This window comes from Antrihabitans stalagmiti (assembly GCF_016482825.1).
Classification (GTDB): domain Bacteria; phylum Actinomycetota; class Actinomycetes; order Mycobacteriales; family Mycobacteriaceae; genus Antrihabitans; species Antrihabitans stalagmiti.
Genome location: NZ_JAEMNV010000002.1, coordinates 184,136 through 206,544 on the forward strand (window position 1 = coordinate 184,136; position 22,409 = coordinate 206,544).

17 protein-coding genes and 2 tRNA genes are annotated in these 22,409 nt (G+C 63.9%); 10 read left to right on the top strand and 9 right to left on the bottom strand.

What is annotated here, in order from left to right; genetic code table 11:
* Nucleotides 1-71: 71 nt before the first annotated feature.
* Nucleotides 72-1,235, top strand: a complete 1,164-nt coding sequence (locus JGU71_RS05410) for a globin domain-containing protein (protein ID WP_199703025.1) — start codon at nucleotides 72-74, stop codon at nucleotides 1,233-1,235.
* Between the two features lie 113 nt (nucleotides 1,236-1,348).
* Complete coding sequence (locus JGU71_RS05415) at nucleotides 1,349-2,755, top strand: wax ester/triacylglycerol synthase family O-acyltransferase (protein ID WP_199703026.1); 1,407 nt, start codon at nucleotides 1,349-1,351, stop codon at nucleotides 2,753-2,755.
* Nucleotides 2,756-2,790: 35 nt separating this feature from the next.
* Here JGU71_RS05415 and JGU71_RS05420 read toward each other — a convergent pair whose 3' ends face one another.
* Nucleotides 2,791-3,225: a MarR family winged helix-turn-helix transcriptional regulator gene (locus JGU71_RS05420; RefSeq protein ID WP_199703581.1), complete on the bottom strand. Its 435-nt coding sequence runs from the start codon at nucleotides 3,223-3,225 to the stop codon at nucleotides 2,791-2,793.
* A gap of 154 nt (nucleotides 3,226-3,379) precedes the next feature.
* Between JGU71_RS05420 and JGU71_RS05425 the strand changes: the two genes are divergently transcribed.
* The 3 genes from JGU71_RS05425 (at nucleotide 3,380) to JGU71_RS05435 (ending at nucleotide 7,317) form a co-directional block, all read left to right on the top strand.
* Nucleotides 3,380-5,494: an MMPL family transporter gene (locus tag JGU71_RS05425; RefSeq protein WP_199703027.1), complete on the top strand. Its 2,115-nt coding sequence runs from the start codon at nucleotides 3,380-3,382 to the stop codon at nucleotides 5,492-5,494.
* On the top strand, nucleotides 5,491-6,138 hold the full coding sequence (locus JGU71_RS05430; RefSeq protein WP_372433105.1) for a lipocalin family protein: 648 nt from the start codon (nucleotides 5,491-5,493) through the stop codon (nucleotides 6,136-6,138). Before JGU71_RS05425 ends, JGU71_RS05430 begins: the two co-directional genes overlap by 4 nt.
* A 114-nt stretch (nucleotides 6,139-6,252) precedes the next feature.
* Nucleotides 6,253-7,317, top strand: coding sequence for a hypothetical protein (locus JGU71_RS05435; protein ID WP_199703028.1), 1,065 nt, complete (start codon nucleotides 6,253-6,255; stop codon nucleotides 7,315-7,317).
* Here the strand turns inward: JGU71_RS05435 and JGU71_RS05440 are convergent.
* The 5 genes from JGU71_RS05440 to JGU71_RS05460 all read right to left on the bottom strand — a co-directional run bounded on the left by JGU71_RS05440 (nucleotide 7,274) and on the right by JGU71_RS05460 (nucleotide 13,290).
* Nucleotides 7,274-8,839 (bottom strand): alpha/beta hydrolase, encoded by a 1,566-nt coding sequence (locus tag JGU71_RS05440; RefSeq protein ID WP_199703029.1) that lies wholly within the window; start codon nucleotides 8,837-8,839, stop codon nucleotides 7,274-7,276. The genes JGU71_RS05435 and JGU71_RS05440 overlap by 44 nt on opposite strands.
* Nucleotides 8,840-8,874: 35 nt before the next feature.
* Nucleotides 8,875-9,603, bottom strand: a complete 729-nt coding sequence (locus tag JGU71_RS05445) for a MerR family transcriptional regulator (protein ID WP_199703030.1) — start codon at nucleotides 9,601-9,603, stop codon at nucleotides 8,875-8,877.
* Between the two features lie 188 nt (nucleotides 9,604-9,791).
* Nucleotides 9,792-9,865: transfer RNA gene (locus JGU71_RS05450), tRNA-Met, on the bottom strand.
* A gap of 147 nt (nucleotides 9,866-10,012) precedes the next feature.
* Nucleotides 10,013-10,086: transfer RNA gene (locus JGU71_RS05455), tRNA-Met, on the bottom strand.
* Nucleotides 10,087-10,311: 225 nt separating this feature from the next.
* A complete protein-coding gene (locus tag JGU71_RS05460) occupies nucleotides 10,312-13,290 on the bottom strand; it encodes a UPF0182 family protein (RefSeq protein WP_199703031.1) in 2,979 nt (992 codons plus the stop codon).
* 207 nt (nucleotides 13,291-13,497) lie between these two features.
* Here JGU71_RS05460 and JGU71_RS05465 point away from each other — a divergent pair, with 207 nt between their 5' ends.
* Nucleotides 13,498-14,085 (top strand): PPA1309 family protein, encoded by a 588-nt coding sequence (locus tag JGU71_RS05465; protein WP_199703032.1) that lies wholly within the window; start codon nucleotides 13,498-13,500, stop codon nucleotides 14,083-14,085.
* 70 nt (nucleotides 14,086-14,155) lie between these two features.
* On the opposite strand, the gene JGU71_RS05470 is transcribed toward JGU71_RS05465, so the two are convergent.
* A complete protein-coding gene (locus JGU71_RS05470; RefSeq protein ID WP_199703033.1) occupies nucleotides 14,156-15,181 on the bottom strand; it encodes a YlbL family protein in 1,026 nt (341 codons plus the stop codon).
* 95 nt (nucleotides 15,182-15,276) lie between these two features.
* On the opposite strand from JGU71_RS05470, the gene JGU71_RS05475 reads away from it, so the two are divergent.
* From JGU71_RS05475 to JGU71_RS05485, 3 genes are all read left to right on the top strand, one after another.
* Nucleotides 15,277-16,665: a zinc-dependent metalloprotease gene (locus JGU71_RS05475; RefSeq protein WP_199703034.1), complete on the top strand. Its 1,389-nt coding sequence runs from the start codon at nucleotides 15,277-15,279 to the stop codon at nucleotides 16,663-16,665.
* A 98-nt stretch (nucleotides 16,666-16,763) separates the two neighbouring features.
* On the top strand, nucleotides 16,764-17,678 hold the full coding sequence (locus JGU71_RS30710; RefSeq protein ID WP_199703035.1) for a hypothetical protein: 915 nt from the start codon (nucleotides 16,764-16,766) through the stop codon (nucleotides 17,676-17,678).
* Between the two features lie 7 nt (nucleotides 17,679-17,685).
* Nucleotides 17,686-19,026, top strand: coding sequence for an ABC1 kinase family protein (locus tag JGU71_RS05485; protein ID WP_199703036.1), 1,341 nt, complete (start codon nucleotides 17,686-17,688; stop codon nucleotides 19,024-19,026).
* Nucleotides 19,027-19,041: 15 nt separating this feature from the next.
* Here JGU71_RS05485 and JGU71_RS05490 read toward each other — a convergent pair whose 3' ends face one another.
* The gene (locus tag JGU71_RS05490) at nucleotides 19,042-19,341 is read right to left on the bottom strand and encodes a WhiB family transcriptional regulator (RefSeq protein ID WP_199703583.1); all 300 of its coding nucleotides are present in this window, start codon (nucleotides 19,339-19,341) and stop codon (nucleotides 19,042-19,044) included.
* 562 nt (nucleotides 19,342-19,903) lie between these two features.
* Complete coding sequence (locus JGU71_RS05495; protein WP_372433107.1) at nucleotides 19,904-22,066, bottom strand: ATP-dependent DNA helicase UvrD2; 2,163 nt, start codon at nucleotides 22,064-22,066, stop codon at nucleotides 19,904-19,906.
* 80 nt (nucleotides 22,067-22,146) lie between these two features.
* Between JGU71_RS05495 and JGU71_RS05500 the strand changes: the two genes are divergently transcribed.
* Entirely contained in the window at nucleotides 22,147-22,404 is a 258-nt protein-coding gene (locus JGU71_RS05500) for a mycoredoxin (RefSeq protein ID WP_307829514.1), read from the top strand.
* Nucleotides 22,405-22,409 lie beyond the last annotated feature (5 nt).

Below are 22,409 nucleotides of genomic sequence, written 5' to 3' on the forward strand. Positions count from 1 at the left end.
CGGTGGACGTCCGGGGGATCGCGCCACCCACACCGCCCATGTGGGTGATCGAGCGCGGAACGGGGTTAACAATGGACTCGCAAACTATCTCTCTGGTCCGGACGACTTTCAAAGCTGTCGCGGCGGTCGACGGCGGCCCCGAACGGCTGACCAGCTCGTTCTACGCGACACTCTTCACCGACTACCCCGAGGCGCGCGACTTCTTTCCCGCAGCCATGGAGACTCAGCGCGACCGTCTCCTTCGCGCGCTCGCCTACGTGGTCGATCGCTTGGAAGATCCGGACACGCTGCTGCCGTTCCTCGCCCAACTCGGACGCGATCACCGTAAGTACGGCACCCAGGCCGCGCACTACACCGCGGTCGGGCTCTCGCTGATCAAGGCGCTCAGGAACTTCGCGGGCGCAGAGATCTGGACCGACGACGTCGACAAGGCGTGGAACGACGCGATCGGCGTCATCGCGTCGACCATGATCGGTGCCGCGGACGACGACACCAACCCCGCGGTCTGGGGTGGAACGGTGATCGAGAACCGCAGGGTGCTCCGCAATCTGTCCGTCATCAGGCTGAAGCTCAACCAACCGATGGACTACCGCGCCGGTCAGTACGTCAGTGTGCAGATCCCGTCACGGCCCCGGATGTGGCGCTACATGTCGCCTGCCAATCCCGCCAACCGCGACGGCATCGTCGAATTCCATGTGCGTGGGGTCACCGGCGGCTGGGTAAGCCCGTCGATGGTCGGCCACACGAGTGTGGGCGAGCAATGGCTGCTCGGTTCACCGCTCGGCGCACTCGGCGTACCGGCGAATCCGGCCCGCGACCTGCTGATGATCGGTTGCGGAACCGGAATCGCTCCCCTCCGCGCCCAGGTTCTCGAGCTGGCCGAATGGACGACGAGCCGAAGGGTGCACCTGTTCGTCGGCGGCCACCACCCCTGCGACCTGTACGACCTCGAAGCGCTGTGGGAACTACAACTCGACAACCCTTGGCTCACAGTCACACCCGTCACCGAGAGCGAAGACAACCCGTGGTGGCACGTCGACGATTTTCGAAACGCGCCGGCGGGCATGTCGACTCGCTTGACCGGCCAGATCGGCAAAGTCGTTGCCAGCCTTGGTTCTTGGGAAGACCGTGACATCCAGATCGCCGGATCGCCGTCGATGATCCAAACGACGAAATTCAGATTGATGGCAGGCGGAACTCCGACGGAGAACATTCGTCACGATCCGCTGTACTGAGCGGGCACAATCGAGCAAGGCCGCTGCCTTGCACCCCCGGCTCCTGTGATCTTGGTCCGGGACCCGCGCCTTCGTGCGACGATACGTTCGACTTCTCGCACCAGGAGGCGCCGATGTCGGATGCGTTGTCACCCATGGACAGATCGTCGCTGGTCGGCGAGGCAGGGCCGGTCAACATGACGATCGGCAGCCTGGTGTTCATCGAGCGCGGGTCCGGCGTCGACTACGACGCGATCTGCCAAAGGTTCCGCGAGCGAATACATCTCGTTCCGCGCTGCAGGCAGCGCCTCGACGAAGGTCGGACCGGACTGTCCAATGCCGTGTGGGTGGACGACGAAAATTTCGACGTCGAATGGCACATCAGGTCGTCTGCGCTTCCCGCTCCGGGCGGCCGTGCCGAACTTTTGCGACAGGTCGGCAACGAGATGTCGCGCCGCCTCGACCGATCCCGCCCGCTCTGGGAACTGCATCTGATCGAAGGGTCGGCCGACGGGCGGTTGGCGTTGCTGATCAAGATGCATCACGCGCTCGTCGACGGTAGCTCGGCCCTCGGCATCGGGATGGTCGTCCTCGACCTCGGCCCGGAAGCCGAAGCGGTGGAACCGGTCCCGACCACCGAGGAGGAGCGACCCGGTCTGCTCGCGAGGCAGGCGCGGCGGTTCACTCTCAAACCACTGTCGAAGGCTCAGGCACTCGTCGTCGAAGGCACGTCACGCGTGCTGGAGACATCACCGATTACGGCGGCGGCCGATCTGCGCGAGGCCGGCCAGGTGTTGCGGGAATTGCTCAGAAGTCGCGAGCCTGCAGTCGCAACGCCGTTCAATCACACGATCAGCGCCAACCGATCCTACGAATGCACCTCGGCGCCTTTGGATTTGCTCAAGGCGATCAGCTCGGCGACCGGACATACGATCAACGACGTGTTGTTGACGATCGTGTCGGGAATGGTCGCGGAATACCTCGATGCAGCAGGCATCGACCCTGCTTCGCTGGAACGCGAACCGACGACCCTGGTTCCGGTGAGCATCCGCCGCGAAGGTGATGTCGGCGGCAATCGGATATCGGTGGTGATAGTCGAACTGCCGGTGAGTGAGCCGGATCCGTTGCGGCGCATCGCCATGATCTCGGGACGAATGGACGAGTTGAAGAGTGCGAGCGGCGTCATGGCCGGTGCGATCTTCGTCGTCGCAGGCGGTATGGCGCCGCCATTGTTGTCACCTGCGCTGACCACCGTGCTCAGCGTCGGTATCGACTTTCCGTCCCAAAACCTGGTCGTCTCGAACGTGCCCGGTCCAACCGCTCCCCTGTACCTCAACGGTTCTCGCGTCCTCGAGATGTATCCGATCGTGCCGCTCAACCCATCCGATCAGGGACTCAACGTCGGCGCGTTCTCCTACGACGGCACCGTGTACTTCGGGTTCCACGCCGACCGCGAGCTCGATCCTCCGGTCGAACGAGCGCGACAGGCGTTCGAGAATTCGCTTGCAGCGCTGGCGGCCGCCGCCGAGGTTCCGAGCTAGTCGATCTGTGTAGCTCTCTCGCCGACCACGTGCGCTCAGGTCTTGCGAGGCGCAGCGCCACCCAGTTCTTCGTAGTGCGCCCGCATGGATTCGATGAGTGCCACAAAAACGCGATGCGCGGTTGCAAGGTCGGCATCGGGCAGGTCCGCCAGAGCCATGCGGGTACGCACACCGAGTGGCGTGAAGAACCCCCGCGCAACCTCCATGCCGTGATCGTCGTACCGGAGGATCACTTTTCTTCTGTCCGATGCGTCTGCTTCGCGACGAATGTGACCCGAGGTGATCATGCGTTCGACCAGATAGGTCATCGCGGCAGAGGACATTCCGAGCAGCCGTGCAAGGTCGCCCGCCGTGAGAGGCGCGCCCTCCACATCGGCGACCATGATGTGCAGCAGGGCCCGAAAGTCGTTGGCACGCAAATCGTGTTGGGCGGCGAAGACCTGGCCTATCTGTTCGGACACCGCCGCCATGGCACGAACGTCGGCTGAAATATCCGTCACCAGCGATTCGCGCACTGCGTCACCGTCCCTCCTGTTTCACGCGCAAGACTAGCGCCTGCACCGCTTACGGTCTCACATGATGATTAATTTGCTTAATATTTAAGTAAATGAGATTCTTTCTGCCATGGGCAATCGCACCTCCCCCTGGGACGTAGTAGCGGCAGCAGTGACCGGACGCAGGTCCTGGGCGATACTGATCGCGCTTCTCGTGCTGACCGGCGCGCTCATCGGCGGGATCGGCGCCAACGACTCCGCGGGTCAGTCGCCGACGTCACTGCCGACCTCGGCCGATTCCGCCTTCGTCGACGACGCGCTCGAACAGTTCCCGAATTCGGCCGTCGCACCTGTCGTTCTTGTTGTCAGCCGTACCGACGGCGGCGAACTCACCGAGCCGGATCTTGCCTCCGCCGCCGCGGCCCGCGATCGCATGCGCGCCGTCGATCGATCGGTCGACCCTGCATTGGACACCGCTGCGGTCCCGCTGGAGAGCGCGCCCGACAAGCGCGCCGCGATCACACCCGTCCTGATCGATGCCGAGCTGTCCGGCTTCGACCTCAGCGACCTGGTCACCGAACTTCGTTCTGCGGCAACAGAAAATCAACCAACCGATCTGATCATGCAGGTCACCGGCGGACCCGCGTTCGGCGCAGATATCGCGAACTCGTTCTCCGGTGCCAACGTGACATTGCTAGGCGTGACCGCTCTTGTCGTGGCGGCGCTACTGATCGCCACCTACCGTTCGCCGATTCTCTGGCTGGTCCCCCTGATCGTCGTCGGGGTCGCCGATCGCCTCGCATCCAGCATCGGCACCGGCCTTGCGCAGCTCACCGGACTCAGTTTCGACGGCTCGACATCGGGCATCACGAGCGTGCTGGTCTTCGGCGCGGGGACCAACTATGCGCTCCTCCTTGTGTCCCGCTATCGCGAAGAACTGCGGCATGAAGCCGACCATCGAATCGCGCTACGCCATGCCGTGCGCCGCGCTGGGCCGGCGATCGTCGCAAGCAATGCCACCGTGGTTCTCGCACTTCTCATCCTGCTGCTCGCCTCGGTACCGAGCACTCGCAGCCTCGGAGCATGTGCGGCCGCCGGACTGATCGTCGCTGCGGTATTCGTGCTGTTCGCGCTTCCACCTGCGCTCGCACTGTGCGGAAAGAAGCTGTTCTGGCCGTACGTTCCTCACATCGGCGACCGCGACACGACGACCGACGGCGTGTGGTTCCGCGTCGCTACAGGCGTTGCGCGGCGCCCGGCAACAGTTGCGGTCGCATCGATCGGCGCTCTCGCGGTGTGCGCTGTGGCCCTGCTCGGCACACAGATCGGGCTTTCGCAGAGCGACCAGTTCCGCGTCACCGCCGAATCGGTCGATGGCTTGGACACTCTCGCGGCGCACTTTCCCGCCGGCCGCTCCGATCCGGCGGTTGTCGTCGCCCGAACGTCGGCGGCGGCGGACGTGCAGCGCGCGCTCGACTCGACCGCAGGCGTCGTCTCCGCCACCGAGGTCGGGCGTTCCGACACCGGCCTCACCCGATGGTCCGTCGTCACCACAGCGCCACCAGCGTCCGAATCCGCGTTCGACGTCGTGACAGCGATGCGGTCGGAACTCACGAACATTCCGGACGCCGACGCACTCGTTGGTGGTAGCGACGCCAAAGCATTGGACACTCGTGACGCCGCCGGTAGAGACCGCAGCGTGGTGATACCTCTCATCCTCCTCGAGGTGCTCGCCGTTCTCGTCCTGCTCTTGCGTGCTCTCGCAGCGCCTTTGGTCCTGGTCGGCACCACGGTGCTCAGCGCGTTGGCCGCGCTCGGTATCGGTAGCTGGGTCAGCGCCAACGTCTTCGGATTTCCGGCACTCGACACCAACGTCCCGCTGTTCGCCTTCCTGTTCCTGGTCGCACTAGGCGTCGACTACACGATCTTCCTGGTGACCCGCGCTCGCGAAGAAACACCGACCCATGGCACCAGGACAGGAATCGTGCGGGCTGTCGCATCGACCGGCGCGGTGATCACAAGCGCGGGAATTGTGCTGGCGGCGGTGTTCTGCGTGCTCGGCGTACTCCCGCTCATAACCCTCACCCAGCTGGGCATCGTTGTCGGCCTTGGCATTCTGCTCGACACGTTCGTCGTTCGAACCGTCGTGGTTCCTGCCCTCTTCACCCTCATCGGTCCCCGCATCTGGTGGCCGAATTCGATCGGTCCCGTTCCAACACAACGAGAAGGAGTTCGAGCAACGTGAACCAGTCATCGAAAGTCGATTCAGCACAACGGTTTCGGCGCGTCCGAGGGCTGGCCGTGGCCGGTGCCGTACTGGTCGGTGCCGCGCTCGCTGCCGCCCCGACCGCCTCCGCAGCGCCGGGAACGGCAGCGGGGCAACCACTTGCGCCGATAGCATCGTTGAATGTCGAACGCTACCTTGGTGATTGGAATCAGGTAGCCGCCGTCCCCCAGCCGTTCAACCTGGTGTGTGCCCGCGACACGAAAGCCAACTACCAACTCATCGATCCGACCAACGTTCGGGTAGAGAACACCTGCACCACGTGGACCGGGCAGACCAATCGCATCGTCGGCAACGCGCGCGTCACCGACCCGATCACCAATGCACAACTGCACGTGAGCTTTCCGCAGATACCGCTGCAAAATTCCGCCGACGGACCGCCCAACTACATCGTCACCTACATCGCCGACGACTACTCGTGGGCACTGGTCGGTAACCCGGGCCGCTCCGCAGGTTTCGTCCTGTCGCGGTCGCCGGCTGTAGACGCCGCGCAATGGCAGAAGATTCGAGCGGTCGTAGAAGACCGCGGCTACAACTCGTGCCTCGTTCTCACTGCACCGACGCCAGGCGGAGCCACCGACATTCGGCCACTCTGCACTGTGTGACCCGCAGGTACGACGCCGGCCGTTCGGATGCTGTTTCCTCGTCGATCTCGAGTTGGTTCACGGCACGGCATCGGCGGTCGCTAGGTTGACGGCACAGTCGACCGAAGGACAGCGATGGCACACGAGTCGATCCGGCGGCACCCGCTGCACGCTGCGCAGCGAGTAGCTGCGTTGGCGCGGATCGGTTTTCGGCATCCTCGCAGCCGATCGCGTGTCCTCGAATTCGATCGACACGACAACTCCGACGACCTGATCTCGTCGTTGCAGGCAGCTCGCGGGATGCCGTTGCTGCTGTCGGACCAACTTCTGCTCCTCGGCGGAAATCCCTCGGCCCGTGGCAGATTCGGCCCCACCAGAAAGCCGACACTGATCGGGGGGCGACTGTCGACGCCTCGGGCGATCGACGACGATCGCCACGAGATCACGTCGACGACGGCCGTCGATCCAGGAATCGGCATCGACAGCAGAATCGCCGAGAAGGTGCTGCAGCACGTCGGCTTTCTCGCACCGAGCGAGCAATTTCTGGCGACCTCGATACTGCAGCAAGCTGTGCAGGACGTCGCCGTCGACTCCGATCGCACAGCTGGTGAGCGGGCGATCCGCGCCGTCGCCATGCTGGATTCGACGCACGCTGCTCGTGCAGTTGTCTCGACGACCGCTGCAGGCGATCCGGTTTACCACCTTCCGTCTCGCAGCGCGTCCTGGAATCCGACGACGGCGCGGGTGCTCGCCCGGGCGTGGCTCGGGCTGCTCGTCGAACACGGGACCGTCCTGCGGCACCTCACGCAGCGCACGGTCGCGCCGTCCGGCGACGAGGTGTGGTTCAGCTGTCTCGACTCCGTCCGTCGACTGCCTGCCACCGCCGTCGACGCCGGCCTGGCTCTGATCGACGCCGCCGCAGGTGACGACGAGGCCATGGCACGGCTTGTCGACCACCTGCACAACGTCAGCGACGGGGCAGATACAGCCGCCACCTACGCATCCGCCGCGCGTCGAGTGGTCGCGCGTACCGGAGCTGATCTGGCACAGCTGGTACCGAAGACCTCACCCACGACGGTCGACGACGTGCCGCCCATTCACGAACCGTTCGCAACCTGCTTGGTGATCGGTCAGGCCGTCTACGTGTCGCGTGTACTCACAACGAGCACCGGGCATCCTCCGGAGGCGTTTTCAGATTGATCAGGTAGTCGGCCACGATGTCGTTCACACACTTGTCCGTGCCGGCAAAGGCGATCGTGTGCTGTTCGCCGTCGACGGTCAGTACCGAACCGCCGAGAGTCTCGGCCAGGCTGAGCCCGCCCGCGTACGGCGTGGACGGATCACCGGTGATCGAGATCGTCAACGTCTCGGGCAAGCCCTCGATGTCCGTCGCGTACGGGTAGCCGAGAGTCGGTTCGGCCGGCCAGAACTCACACGGATCCCGCGCACCGTCAGGACCCTGCCCCGAGTCAGTGTAGGGCGCGACTTCCTGGATGCGGCGTTTGAGGTCGGTCTCCTCTGCGGGGGTATGACGCTGCTCGTCCAGACAGTTGATCGCAAAGACGGCTTCGCTGAAGTTGGCGTAGCGCCCGTCGGCATCGCGGCCCGCGAAGGCGGCGCCCAACGCAAGCAGTGTGTCGCCTCGGCCCGTTTCGATCTCGGCGATACCTTCGATGATCTTCGGCCAGACCGCGGACGTGTACAGCCCTGCGGTAACCGCGCCGTACGCGGCGTTGAAGTCGAGTTTCGTTCCGTCGGCGTTGACTATCGGCCGCTCGGCCAGCGGCCTGACGATGCTCTGAAACTTCTCGGTCGCCTTGCTCGGATCGGTACCCAACGGGCAATCCGGCCGGGTCGCGCAGTCCGCGGCCATTGCGTCGAAGGACCGCTGAAAGGCGGTCCACTGCGAGATTCGACGGTCGTCGGTGCCTGCGTGCGGATCGATGGCACCGTCGAGGACCAGAGCTCGCACGTTCTGCGGAAACGTCTCCGCGTACACCGCGCCGAGTCGTGTGCCGTAGCTCTGACCCAGGTAGCTCAGCTTGTCGTCGCCGAGCACCGCACGCAGAATGTCCATGTCTCGCACAGCATCCCGGGTACCGACATGGGCGAGCACGTCCCTGCCGCCGGACCCCTCGGCGCACCGGTCGACGATGCGGCGGGTGTCCTCTTCGGTCAGTCTTCCAGCGCCTACCATCACCGAGGTCGTGGCATCGCCTGCATCGATCTCAGCGTCGGTGAAACAGTCGATTGCCGGCGTGGAGGCGCCGACCCCGCGCGGATCGAACCCGATCAGGTCGAACTTCTCGGTGACAGCGCTGTCGGCGAGAGTCTTCGTTGCCGCTGCGGCCATGCTCATACCCGGCCCGCCGGGTCCGCCAGGATTCATCAGCAGCGACCCGATCGGTTCGCCTCGAGCGGGCACTTTGAGCACGGCGATCTGCGCGGTCCGGCCCGCAGCGTCGTCGTAGTCGAGCGGCACTTCCAGTCGCGCACACTTGGCCGTAGGGCTGACGGCGAACGCTTGCGCGTCGGCAGCGGTCGTCGCGTAGCCCTCACATGAGCCGAACGCCAATTTCTGATCATAGAAACGCTGCAGGTCCGCGGTCTTGTCTGCAGACTCGCCGTCGCTGCATGCAGCGAGACCGAGCACCAGCAGAACAGCCGCGGCCAGGGATGACGTCGGCTTGTAGCCACGTCGGACTGCCGTCGACGAACTCATTGTTGTGCGACTCCTAGCTTTCTGGGATGGATTGGTCACGACAGAGCGCCGTCGCGAAGCTCCTGAGCGACGCGGCGCATGACGTCGCGCTGGGCGGAGTTGTAGAGGTCGGTGATTGCCACGTCGACCGCATGTGCGGCCGTCGACGCGTTTGCCACGGCGCCCGCGTCCAGTAGGTCCGGATACTCGGTGTAGAGATCGCGGATCTGAGGCAGCAGCCGAGCGGCCAATTCACGTCGGGTCCGTTCGTCCGCGTCTGCTGGCAGGTTGTCGAGTTCGCGACCGGCAGGAACGACTTCGGGTGCTTGCAGCATCCGCGTATAGGCATCGAGCGCAGCCGGGCTCAGCACCCGTGACATGACAACGACGAACGTGCGGTCGGCGTCGGTGAGATCGGCACCGGCCGTCGCCATCGCCAACTCCGGAGGTAGGTCGGTCGGCGCCGAGGCGCCCAACAACTGGGCAACCTCGACACGTGCGCGCTGCAACCGCTCGATGGTCGCGGCCAGTTCGGCATCCAAGGCTCGCAACGCCTGGTCGGGATGCTCATCGGCAGCGCCCAAGTCAGCGATGCGGGGCAACGAGAAGCCGAGGTCCACGAGTCGTCTGATGCGCAACAACCGGACGAGATGTGCGACGCCGTAGCTTTTGTACCCGTTCGGTGCTCGTTCCGGCTCGGGGAGCAGCCCGACCTCATGATAGTGCCGAACGGTCCGCAGTGTCGTTCCGGCGAGATCGGCGAGCTGACGGGTACTCCAGCCCACGGCAGCCACTCCTCCCCTGCGGTCGACTGCGCAGGGTGCGCAGCATCGACTGCCAGTCTGAAGTATGCCGCTACGGCACAGTCAAGTTTGCGGCATTTGCCGGGTCGAGGGCGCTGGTTGCTGCAGTGTCGGGTGCACAACGAAAACGGCCCCGGGAGACAAAGTCTTCCGGAGCCGTTTCCTTTTAGTAGCGGGGACAGGATTTGAACCTGCGACCTCTGGGTTATGAGCCCAGCGAGCTACCGAGCTGCTCCACCCCGCGGTGGTGAGACCGAACGGTACAGCGAGTTCGGATGCATATGCAAATCGCCCCCGGAAGTGCAGACAGGTGTCGGACTTGCCGAGCGCTACAGCGGATGACGAACAAAAATCAGGCCAGGTGACGAGTGTCACCTGGCCTGATCTGTAGTAGCGGGGACAGGATTTGAACCTGCGACCTCTGGGTTATGAGCCCAGCGAGCTACCGAGCTGCTCCACCCCGCGTCGGTAAACCCAACGTTACAGGCAGGTGGAGCGCAAAGGCAAATCGATTGCGGAACAGAGCCTTTCGTTTCACTGACAGCGAAACTCGAGCCGCATCGAGTGCATGGTTGTGCAGGTCTGGGGCCGCTTGTTTGCCTGCGCATCTATGCGCTCGACGTCCCCTGGGCACGTAACGACAAACGCGCTGCCAGCCGAAGTGGCTGACAGCGCGTGCGTCGTACTGGACTAGCCTCCCGCGGCCTCGTAGGCGTCGATCGCCTGCTGCAGCCTGTCGAAGGCCGAACCGAGGTCGGAGAAGTTACCGCTGCGTTGAGCGTTGCGGACGTTCTCCAGCGCCGAATCGAGCGCGACGACAGCGTCTTGGAGGTTCCCCGCCGGCGGCGGTGTGCCTGCCGGTGGTGGTGTCCCACCTTCGGGTGTCGTCGGAGGAACCACCGGCGGAACACCGACGGCCGGCGGCTCGCTGCTCGCATCACCACCCGGAGTGGTCGCCGCCCCACCGATGCCTTCACCGAACACGACGTCCAATGCTGCCTTCAAGGTCGGCTTGTAGCCGATCTTGATGATCCCCTGGTCTCGATAACTCACCAGGACCCTGGACAACTGCGGGAACGTCGCCGCGTTTCCTCCCTGGGCCAACCGTTCGGTGTACAGCGGTTCCACGTAGAGGATTCCGCCTTCTCCGATCGGCAGTGTCAGGAGATTGCCGTAGAGAATCCGGTTCGATCCGACGATCTGAGTGCGTTCGGTCGACACGTCGGTGTTGGTGGTCATCGAGTTGTGCGCCTGACCGGGCCCTTGCGTCTGGGACTCGGTCGGCAACTGTCTGACGGTGAACTGCCCATACCCGTCGGGGTCCGATTTCACCGATATGTAGGCCGACAGGAAGTCGCGGTTGTAACCGACCATCGCACTGGTCAGATTGAAGGAAGGCTCGCCCGTCTCCGGGTCACCGAGCAACACGTAGTAAGGCGGCTGATTGCCCGCACCGCCCGAGTCGATCGTCGGATCGCTCGGCACCGACCAGAAAGCGTTGTTGGTGAAGAACTCTCGCGGATCGTCGACGTGGTACTTGGCAAGCATTTCGCGCTGCACCTTGAACAGGTCTTCCGGGTAGCGGAAGTGCGCCCGCAGTTCGGGACTGATCTCGCTTTCCGGTGTGACGGCGTCCGGGAAGACTCCCATCCACGCCTTGAGGACGGGATCGTTTTTGTCCACCTCGTAGAGCTTGATGGTGCCGTCGTATGCGTCGACGGTCGCCTTCACCGAGTTGCGGATGTAGGACACCTCTTTTCGAGGCAGCAGCCGTCCGGTGTTCTGATCGATGCTGTCTTCCACCAGGCCTTCCAGCGAACTGCGCTGCGCATACGGATATGCGTCCAGTGTGGTGTAAGCGTCGACGATCCAGACGATCTTGCCGTCGACGACGGCTGGGTAGGAATCGCCGTCCGTGGTCAGCCACGGCGCGACGGCCTGCACCCGCTCCCGCGGATCGCGGTTGAAGATGATCTTGGACTCAGGTCCGATCACACCCGAGAACAGGATGTTGCGCTCGGTGTACTTCGCCGCGAACGCGAGACGGTTGATCCAATTGCCAAGTGGGACACCACCCGAACCGGCGTAGGTCGAGCTTTCGGTGTCGCTGTCGTATTCACGAGGCTGCGATCCCTCGGAATTGCCCACGATGGAGTAATCGGGATCGTTCTCTGCGATGACTTCGCCGTAGTAGATGCGAGGCTGGTCGACCTTGATGATCTGATCGCCGGCCTTCTGCGTCGCGAGGTCACTGACCGTGAAGATCGGGTAGCCGCTGTCGTTGTTCGCACTCGCATCCGACGTCGGCGCGGCGTTGACCCTGTTGGCCGGCGCCGCGATGAAGCCGTTGCCGTGTGTGAAGACGGTGTGCTGGTTGATCCAGTCCTTCTGGTTGTCCTGGAAGTTCTTCGGCGACAGTTCACGCGCGGCGACCACGTAGTCCTGCAACTTGCCGTCGATGTTGTAGCGGTCGATGTCGAGCGTCGCCGGGAAGCCGAAGACGTTCTTCAGGTTCTGGAACTGGGTGAAGGTGCGCGAGAGCACGTTCGGGTCGAGCAGACGGGTGTTGGCGATCGTCGTGATATCCGCGGGAACGGTTGCGGGGTTCTTCGATGCGACGCCCGAATAGTCCTCGTAGGTGACTTTGTCGTCGGTGATCCCGTACGCAAGTCGAGTCGCTTGAATATTTCGCTCGATATACGTTCGCTCTTTGTCCGCGGCGTTCGGGCGTACCGAGAACTGCTCGACGACGAGCGGCCACACCGCACCGACCAGGATCGACGACAAGACGAGCAACGCGGTTGCCATTGCCGGGATACGCAGGTCCCGCAGGAAGATCGCGGCAAAGAATGCAAGGGCGCAGATAACTGCGATCGAAAGCAGGATCAACTTCGCGGGCAGTACAGCGTTGTCGTCCGTGTAACTCAAACCTGTGAACGTCGGTTCCTTACGGTCACTGGAGAGCAACGAATAGCGGTCGAACCAGTACGCGATCGCCTTGAGCAGGATGAACGTTCCCGCCAACACCGCGAGCTGGATTCGCGCCGACCGCGTCAGCGCACCTTCACGCCCACTCAGCCGCAAACCGCCGAACACGTACTGCGTCACCAGGTTTGCGAGGAACGCGACGACGACCGCGACGAACAACCAGTTCAACACCATGCGGTAGAAGGGCAGATCGAAGGCGTAGAAGCTGACGTCGAGGTTGAATTGGGGATCCCTTGTCCCGAACTCGGTGCCGTTGAGGAAGAGCTGTACGACAACCCAATTCGACTGTGCGACAAGCCCGGACAACACACCGATGACCAGCGGGATACCGAGCCCGAAGAGCCGCAGACGCGACATCACGGTGGTCCGGTAGCGCGCGATCGGGTCGTTCGGACCGGCGACCGGCACGAATACCGGCCGAGTGCGGTAGGCCAGGACCAATGCCGCGAAGACGATCAGGCCGACGAGGAGTCCGACGACCAGGAACAAGATGATTCGGGTGACGATCACCTTCACGTACACGCTGCGGTAGTCGACTTCGCCGAACCACAGCCAGTTCGTATAGGTGTCCACAATTCGGGGACCGATCAGAAACAGTCCCGCTATCACCAGGGCAACCACCAGAAGTACCCGGCTACGCCGCGACAACGAAGGTAAACCGGTGGGAGGCCGCATGCCCACGTGCCACGCTCCAGAGTGCTCGGCGACGCACAGTGCGCGTCGCGATCGTTCGCTACCGGTCGCGGGTTCCCGTGACCGTTTCGCCCCACTCTACGGAAGAGTGCGTAGCTGGCGAGCGGCGGCAACTGCCCACGGTGCGGTGTTCGCTATCGGCACAGCGCGGAGCCACCCGCACGGCGGCATCGGCGTCAATGAAATGATGCGTCCGTGACCCAATTCGGCCCAACGGAAGATGATTTGGCCCGCTGCCTCCGCGAGGTCGCCGAGCACGTCGACGCGCGAGGTTGGGACCAACCACCCCATTTGTTCGCCCTCGTACCGACGGCCGACCTCATCGCGGCCGAACCGGCGCTGCACGATCAATTGGCCGACGGACCGTCGATCACACCGATCGAGCAGGAAGCGATGCCACACGACATCGACGGCGGCAGCCGAGCTCTCGACGAGTTCCTCGCAACGACGACGTGGCCGCCTGCCGTCGTCGGGTGTGTGCTCGCTCAGGAGATAGTCGTGCTTCCACCAGAAGCCGAAACCGACCTCGACGAGGCACTCGCGCCGCTGCTTGCGGATCGCGACGCCGCCGACGAGGCCGCGCGCGCTGCTGCCGAAGCACATCCGGAGCGGCGAGCAGGCAGGTTGTTCGCGGCGGTCCTGCGGGACGGTCAGTCGTTGGCGTTGCTGCAGCTTCGGCCCGACGAGGAGGACGAATCCTACGGTGACCTGGAGCTGCTGACCTATCCCGACCTCGCTCCCAACATCGTCGAGGCATTGCACGCGACGCTCGAAAGCGAGTAGGGCGCTGCGCGCCTCGTGAGTCCTTTCGGAGGGCGCAACCTCCGAAAAGACTCACGAGCGGCGAAGCCGCCTAACAGCCAGGGGCGTCCCGACCATCGCGGATCGCCTCGAGCGAACCGACCGCGTCGTCCAAGGTCGTCACCTTCACCAACCGCAGACCGTCCGGTGCCCGCTGCTTGGCCTCGTCGCAGTTCTCGGCAGGCACGAGGAACGTCTTTGCACCCGCCTCCTGCGCGGCGATCATCTTGTAGGGAATGCCACCGATCGGGCCGACCGCGCCACACGAATCGATGGTGCCTGTGCCTGCGATGAACGTCCCGCCGCTCAGCTCGAGCGGACTCATCTTGTCGATCACAGCGAGGCTGAACATCAAGCCAGCCGACGGACCGCCGACGTCTGCGAGGTTGAACGTCACCTCGACCGGGCCGTCCGGCTTCTCGACAGGGGTGATGCCGAGGTAGCCCTTCTCCGGGTCGCCCGGCCGAGCACCGAGTTTCACCACAGCCGAGGTATCAACGCCGTCGCGACGAAAGCGAATGGTTGCGTCGCTGTCGGGACCGGAACCCGACACCGCCTTCTGGACTCCGCACACCGAGGCGACGTCGACGCCGTTGATGCTGATCAGCTCGTCGCCCTCCCGCAGCGCGTCTTTGGCGGGGCCGTCGGTGCCGACTCCCCCGATCGACAACTTCATCGGGTACTTCAGGTATTGCAGCGCCGCGAGCTCGGCGCTGTCCTCGGACTGTTCGAAGTCGGCCTTGTTGGCGGCCTCGGTTTCTTCCTTCGTCTTGTCCGGCGGGTAGATCTCGGAGCGGGGTACGAGACCTTGGCGACCGCTTGCCCAATACGCGAACGCCTCGAAGATCGTGAGGTTGTCCCGCACCGAGACCGTCGTCATGTTCAGGTTGCCGGACGTGGGATCGAGCGGTACGCCTTCGACGTCGACGATCGGCTTGTCCGGCTCGACCTCACCGAGGGTGTTGAAGGTCGGGCCGGGTCCGAGTGCTGCGTACGGCACCTTCAGGACACTGCCGAGGACACCCAGCGCGATCACAGGCACCAAAGCCACAAGGAGGGTGAGCATCCGTCGATTCACCTGGCCAGAGTAACCAGAGTGCAGGATCACAGCCTGTTCGCCCTCAGCGCATCGCAACGTCGCAATGTGGATGCGCCGCCTTGTACCGTTGAGATATGAGCGATGTGCCGTTCGGCTTTTCGAATCCAAACGACCCGGACAAAGATAGGAACCGAAAAGAAGGCAGGGAGGGTTCCGACGGCGGTCAAGGCGCGTCGGACCCGTTCGGTTTCGGCTTCGAAGGTTTCGATCCCGCGCAGCTCGGTCAGATGCTGTCCCAGTTCGGCGCGATGCTGAGCAACATGGGAGCCGGCGGGGGTCCGGGCGCGTCCGCTGGTCCCGTCAACTACGACGTGGCGAAGCAACTCGCCCGCCAGCAACTCGGGAACTTCAAACCGGTGTCGGCCGGCACCACCAAGGCCGTCGCAGACGCGGCACACCTCGCCGAACTATGGCTCGACGGAGCGACAACGCTGCCTGCGGGCGCTGCCAAGACGGTCGGCTGGACACCCAACGATTGGCTTGAAAACACCCTCGACACCTGGAAGCGGCTGTGCGATCCGGTCGCGCAGCAGATCTCGGGCATGTGGACCGCAAGCCTGCCTCCTGAGGCGCAGCAGGTCGTCGGGCCGATGATCGGGATGCTCGGCCAGATGGGCGGCCTGGCCTTCGGGTCGCAGTTGGGTCAGGCGCTCGGTCAGCTCGCCAAGGAAGTTCTGACGTCGACCGACATCGGACTTCCCTTGGGCCCCACCGGGACCGCTGCACTCCTGCCGGAGGCCATCGCGGCATTCAGCGAAGGTCTCGAGCAGCCCGAACAGGAAATTCTCGTCTTCCTCGCGGCTCGTGAAGCCGCTCACCAACGACTGTTCCATCACGTGTCCTGGCTGCGGCAACGGGTCCTCGGAACCGTCGAGGACTACGCACGGGGAATCCGGATGGACTTCTCCGCGATCGAACAGGCTGCCGCGGGCATCGATCCGGCGGCACTGATGGATCCGTCGAAGATCGAAGAGATCCTGCAGCAGGGCGCTTTCGAACCGCAGACGACGCCGGAGCAGAAGCAGGCTCTCGAACGTCTGGAAACCCTGCTCGCCTTGATCGAAGGCTGGGTGGAGACGGTGGTCGCAGACGCGGTCGGCGACCGCTTGCCCGGTGCGGCTGCGCTCAGCGAGACACTGCGCCGACGTCGCGCAACAGGCGGACCCGCCGAACAGACCTTCGCCACCCTGGTCGGGCTCGAATTGCGACCACGCAAGGTGCGCGAAGCAGCGACGCTGTGGCGTCGACTCACCGACGAAGCCGGTGCCGACGTTCGCGACGGCGTGTGGGCCCACCCCGATCTACTGCCCGACTCTGCGGATGTCGACAACCCGACCGGCTTCATCGAGCGCCTGACCGGCGGTGAAGCAACCGCATTCGACGATCCGATGGCGCAGCTCGAGGAGACCGAAGCGCGCGAACGCGCCGAGAAAGGCGAGCAGCCGAAGGACGATTCGGCATAGTCGCGCAGCGAATCGGGCCTGTGGATAACTACCGCGCCTGGGGATAACTGCGCGCTGCGAGGGCTCCCGGAGCACACCGCCACCGCATACTCGCTCCCATGCCGTCTCCTGAGGTTTCCGATTCCGCGCAGCGCCGGGCACTACACCGCCGCGGCAACCTTGTACTCGATCCGCGATTGACAATCCTGCAACGTCGGACGAGCGTGCAGCTCGGCTGGGATCCCGAGTCCGCGCTGTTGTTGACCCCGCCCGACGGTGTCACCCCGGCGACCCTCGCCGCGCTGCTTCGCGCCCTGGACGGCACGGTGACCCGACCTCAGTTCATGTGGCGCGCGTGCGAGAACGGCATCCCTCCTGCCGACATGTCGGCAATCCTCGCCGAGCTCGACGACGTCGGCCTGCTCGACGAGACCGAGACGGCTGCAACGGTTGTCAGAGCGATTCGGATACACGGTCGGGGTCCGCTGTCCGACGCGCTGTACGACAGCTTGAGTGGCAACGCTGTCCGAGTGAGCCGGTCGGGCAACACGGTCAGCTACGACGTCGCAAAGTGGCGGGTCGATTTCGTCGTTCTCGCCGACGACCTTGTTGCAGATCCTCAGCTGGTGAGCAATCTCGTCGACAACCGCATTCCGCACCTTCAGGTCCGCATTCGCGATGGCAAAGGCATCGTCGGCCCTCTTGTCGTGCCCGGGCAGACGAGCTGCCTGCGCTGCGCGGACCTCATTCGCTGCGCCCGAGACAACGAATGGCCGCACCTGTCGGCACAGATGCTCGGCCGAGTAGGCAGAGCAAGCACGGCAGCAGTGCTCGCAACAGCAGCGGTTGCACTCGGTCAGCTGGAGGCAATTCTGACGAATCAACCGCGCGAACTGCCTGCAAGCATCGACGCCACGCTGGAACTCGACCTCGCGACACATCAGGCAAACATCCGGCGTTGGCCTCGTCACAATCTGTGCGAATGCTGGCAAACGGCACACCCGGTGGCCGAGCGGGCGCTTGGTCAGCCATGATGGGAAGGTGTCCGACATTCCGCGCAAGAGTTCGACGCGCACCCGAAGGCTCGCCAGCATCCCTCTAGGCATCGCGGGTCGCGCCGCCGTGGGGTACGGCAAGAAGCTCGCGGGCGGCGATCGTGGCGAAATAAATGCCGAGCTTTCTGCCAAGGCTGCCGATCAGTTGTTCAAAGTTCTGGGCGAGCTCAAGGGCGGCGCGATGAAGTTCGGGCAGGCCCTGAGCGTCATGGAAGCTGCGATCCCGGACGAGTACGCCGAGCCCTACCGCGAAGCACTCACCAAACTGCAAGCGGCGGCACCACCGTTGCCAGCGAAGTCGGTGCATCGCGTCCTCGATCAACAGCTCGGCACGAAGTGGCGCGAGCGGTTCGTATCGTTCGACGACACCCCGACCGCATCGGCGAGCATCGGACAGGTCCATCGCGCCGTCTGGGCAGACGGACGCGACGTCGCCGTCAAGGTTCAGTACCCGGGAGCCGACGAGGCACTGCGCGCAGACCTCAAGACACTGTCGCGTTTCGCATCGATGATGGCGTCGATGATGCCCGGCACCGACGTCAAGCCTGTGCTCGCCGAACTCACCGAGCGTATGGAGGAGGAACTCGACTACCGCATCGAGGCTTCCAATCAGCGCGCGTTTGCCAAAGAGTTCGACGGCGATTCCGATTTCGCAATCCCCAAGGTTGTCGCAAGTGCGCCGAAGGTCGTCGTGACCGAATGGATGACCGCAACCCCACTGTCGACGATCATCTCGAAAGGCACTGTCGAACAACGTAATCGCGCTGGCGAATTGTTCGCACTCTTCGCATTCTCCTCACCGACTCGGGTCGGACTGCTCCACTGCGATCCGCACCCGGGCAACTTCATGTTGCGCGACGACGGCCGTCTCGGTGTGATCGACTTCGGAGCGTGCGCGCCGCTGCCAAAGGGTTTGCCGTTCGCGCTCGGCCGGATGGTTCGTCTCGCATCGGAGGAACGGTTCGACGAACTGACTCAGCTGCTGTACGACAACAATTTCGTCATCCCTGGCCGCAAGGTCACCGATCGCGAAATCGATGAGTATCTACGGCCTTTCACGGATCCCATCAAGACCGAATCGTTTCATTTCACGCGCTCGTGGCTGCAGAAGGTTGCGGGCACGGCGGCGGATTTCAACGGTTCACAGTTCAAGACCGCACGTTCACTGAATCTCCCGCCCGAGTACCTGATGATCTTCCGCGTTCTGCTCGGCGGTGTCGGAATCGGCGCGCAACTCGATGCCGAAGCCCCGTACATGCGGATCCTGGCTGATTGGCTTCCCGGATTCACCGAAGACGACGAAAGAGCCCTACCCGCAGGCGGGTAGAGCTCTTTCGGATCGTCACGCAATCTTGCGAGGGCGGCCACGCGGCCGCTTACGTGCGATGACGGCACCCTGATCGAAGATCTCGCCGCCCCACACACCCCACGGCTCGGCGCGGTCGAGAGCTGCGCTCAGGCACTGCTTCCGAATCGGGCAGTCGACGCAGAGCGCCTTCGCCTGCTCGAGCTGTGCGGGGCTGTCAGCGAACCAGAGGTCCGGGTCGGCTACCCGACACGGCAGCTCGTCCAAGCGAGGTTGGGCCGCAACGTCGTTCGCACCGAAGGCTGCGTATTCGCTTGTGACGACACGGCTTTCGATTTCTACTCGGCATGTCGTCCGGATTGTCGCGGTAGACACGTCGTTCTCCTTAGCTCTCGTGCGGCATTTGTGGATGCTGGGTTCGAAGTTCTGTCTCGAGATGCGAACCGGTGCCGAGAGCCAAGGACCTGGATGTCCTAAGAAAAAGGCCACGATTCGCGTGTGCGATCCGTGGCCGAGAAGTGCGCTGAAGCTTCTACCGAAGTGGACTTCGGATCGAGCCTCTGATCACGGATGCGCGTGTTGCGTAGCGAGGGCGGAATGCCTGCGGTGCTGCTGCGTTCTGTGCTGCCGCTGCCATAGCTGCTGCTCCGCTGTTTGTAGCGGGCCAGCTGACGATGGATTCGATAGCGTCGGTGCACAGATCTGTCCCCCGAGCGGCGAGCAATGCATGTTGCATTCCAGCGGTTTTCGTCACGCTGAGATGTGAATTACCCATTGTCCTCGCCACCTCCTTCGGGATAGTCCTTGCAATACCGTGCGCACACGAGCGTCGTGCTCAGGTGTGATTACTACAGTAAACAATGCTTCCAAGATTGCACAACTTATTTTTGACCTGCGGTTATGTGACTTCTGCCGGCATGGGCTTCTCTCCTCGCACCACCGCAAGGACATCGGGACCGAACCGTTCCAACTTCTTGGCGCCGATTCCCGGTATCGCGACGAGCGCCCTGTTGTCCTGCGGCTGCTGCTCCGCGATCGCCGTCAGCGTGTTGTCGGTGAAGACGACGAAGGCCGGAACACTGAGCTCGCGGGACTTGTCCAGACGCCATGCCTTGAGTGCGTCGAGCAACTCCATGTCGATGTTCGACGGGCACTCGTCGCACCGGCCGAGCATCGTCGCGCCCGCTCCGGCGAGCGGTTTACCGCACACTCGGCAACGCGGTCGTTTCTTGTTGTGCGACGACGCTTGCGGAGCGATGCGGGCGGCAGGCGAGTCGTCCGGAATCAAGCCGTTCAGGAAGCGGGAGCGACGACGAGACTTGCGTCCACCCTCGTTGCGAGCGAGCGCCCACGACAGTTGCAGGTGCTCGCGAGCGCGCGTCACTCCGACGTAGAGCAGGCGCCGCTCCTCTTCCAGTGCGGCTTCGTCGTCTGCAGCGCCACCATCGCCGAGGACGTGAGCGATCGGTAGCGTGCCGTCACACAGCCCGACAAGGAATACCGCCGTCCATTCCAGCCCCTTCGCCGCATGCAGCGACGCAAGCGTCACGCCCTGTACCGACGGTGGGTGCCGTGCTTCAGCGCGCGCGGTGAGCTCACGCAGCAGGCCGGCGAGGTCGAGTTGGTCGTCGTGGGCAGTCAGTTCTTCCGTGAGCTGCACAAGGGCAGTCAGCGATGTCCATCGTTCGCGCGCTTGCGCACCGGTCGGCTCGGCAGCGGTGAGACCGAGCGGTGCAAGCACCGCGCGCACGACCGAGACCAAGGCGGTACCGAACGCCTCGGCCGGCAAGTCGTCACGACCGGCGGCCTGCCTCAGTGCACTCACCGCCTGGCGCACCTCGGAACGGGTGAAGAAGCCTTCGCCACCGCGCACCTGAAACGCGATGTCCAGCTCGGTCAGTGCTTGCTCGTGCACCTCGGATTGGGCATTGATCCGGTACAGCACAGCGATTTCGGCAGGGGGCACACCCTTGGCGATCAACTTCTTGATCGAGCGTGCGACACCTGCGGCCTCGGCAGGTTCGTCGTCGAACTCGGCGAAAGCCGGATCGGGACCCGGTGGGCGCTGGCCGATCAGTTGCAATCGAGTACCAGCGATTCGACCGCGCGCGGCGCCGATCACCCTGTTCGCCAGCGACACGACCTCCGGCGTCGACCGGTAGTCCCGTTCCAGCCGTACAACCGTCGATTCGGGGAAGCGGCGCGAGAAATCGAGCAGGTACTTCGGTGTCGCACCCGTGAAGGAATAGATCGTCTGGTTGGCGTCGCCGACGACGGTGAGGTCGTCGCGGTCGCCGAGCCAGGCATCGAGCACGCGCTGCTGCAGCGGCGTGACGTCCTGATACTCGTCGACGACGAAGCAGCGATACCGATCGCGGAACTCGTCTGCGACGGCCGCGTTCTCCTCCAGCGCCGCTGCTGTGTGCAGTAGTAGATCGTCGAAATCGAGCATCACACCGTCGTTGCTGACTTTCGACGACTCGTAACCCTCGTAGACCGCGGCGATTTTCGCAGCGTCGGTCGGTATCTCGCGACGTAATCGAGCGACCGCTGTCGGGTAGTCCTCGGGCGCGATCAACGACGCCTTTGCCCATTCGATTTCGCCTGCGAGATCTCGCACGCTTTCGGTCGAGGTCGACACTCCGACCCGATTGGCCGCCTGCCCGACCAAACCGAACTTGCGATCGAGCAACTGCCACTGGACATCGCCGACGACCTGCGGCCAGAAGTAGCGCAACTGCCGTAGTGCGGCAGCGTGAAAAGTCCTCGCCTGCACCTGCGTCGCTGCGCCTCCGATACCGAGCGCACGAAGCCTGCCGCGCATCTCCCCGGCCGCTCGGGCCGTGAACGTGACCGCTAGCACCTGGCCCGCGGAGACATGACCGGTCGAAACAAGATGTGAGATGCGGTGCGTGATCGTCCGAGTCTTGCCGGTGCCTGCACCCGCAAGTACACATACAGGTCCGCGAGGGGCGAGAACGGCAGCCGACTGCTCCGGATCGAGCCCGGCAACGATCGCTTCTCTCGGCATGGCGACCATCATTGCAGGACCGTCCGACATGTGTGCCGTCCCGGCTGCGCGGCAGAAACCTCTGCCTGTCGATCGGGAACATCGAAGACCGACCCGACGTTGTACGGGCCGTGACTGCTACCGCGCCTGAATTGACGATGTACTCCACCACCTGGTGTGGGTACTGCCGCCGCCTGAAGACCCAGCTGAAAGAAGCGGGCATCAGCTATGTCGAGGTCGACATCGAGCAGGATCGAGAAGCCGCCGATTTCGTCGGCAGTGTCAACGGGGGCAACCACGTGGTCCCCACCGTCAAGTTCGCTGACGGCAGCACGGCAACCAACCCGTCGCTCGCAACGGTCAAGCAGGCAATCTCAGCTCTGGCGTGATCGAG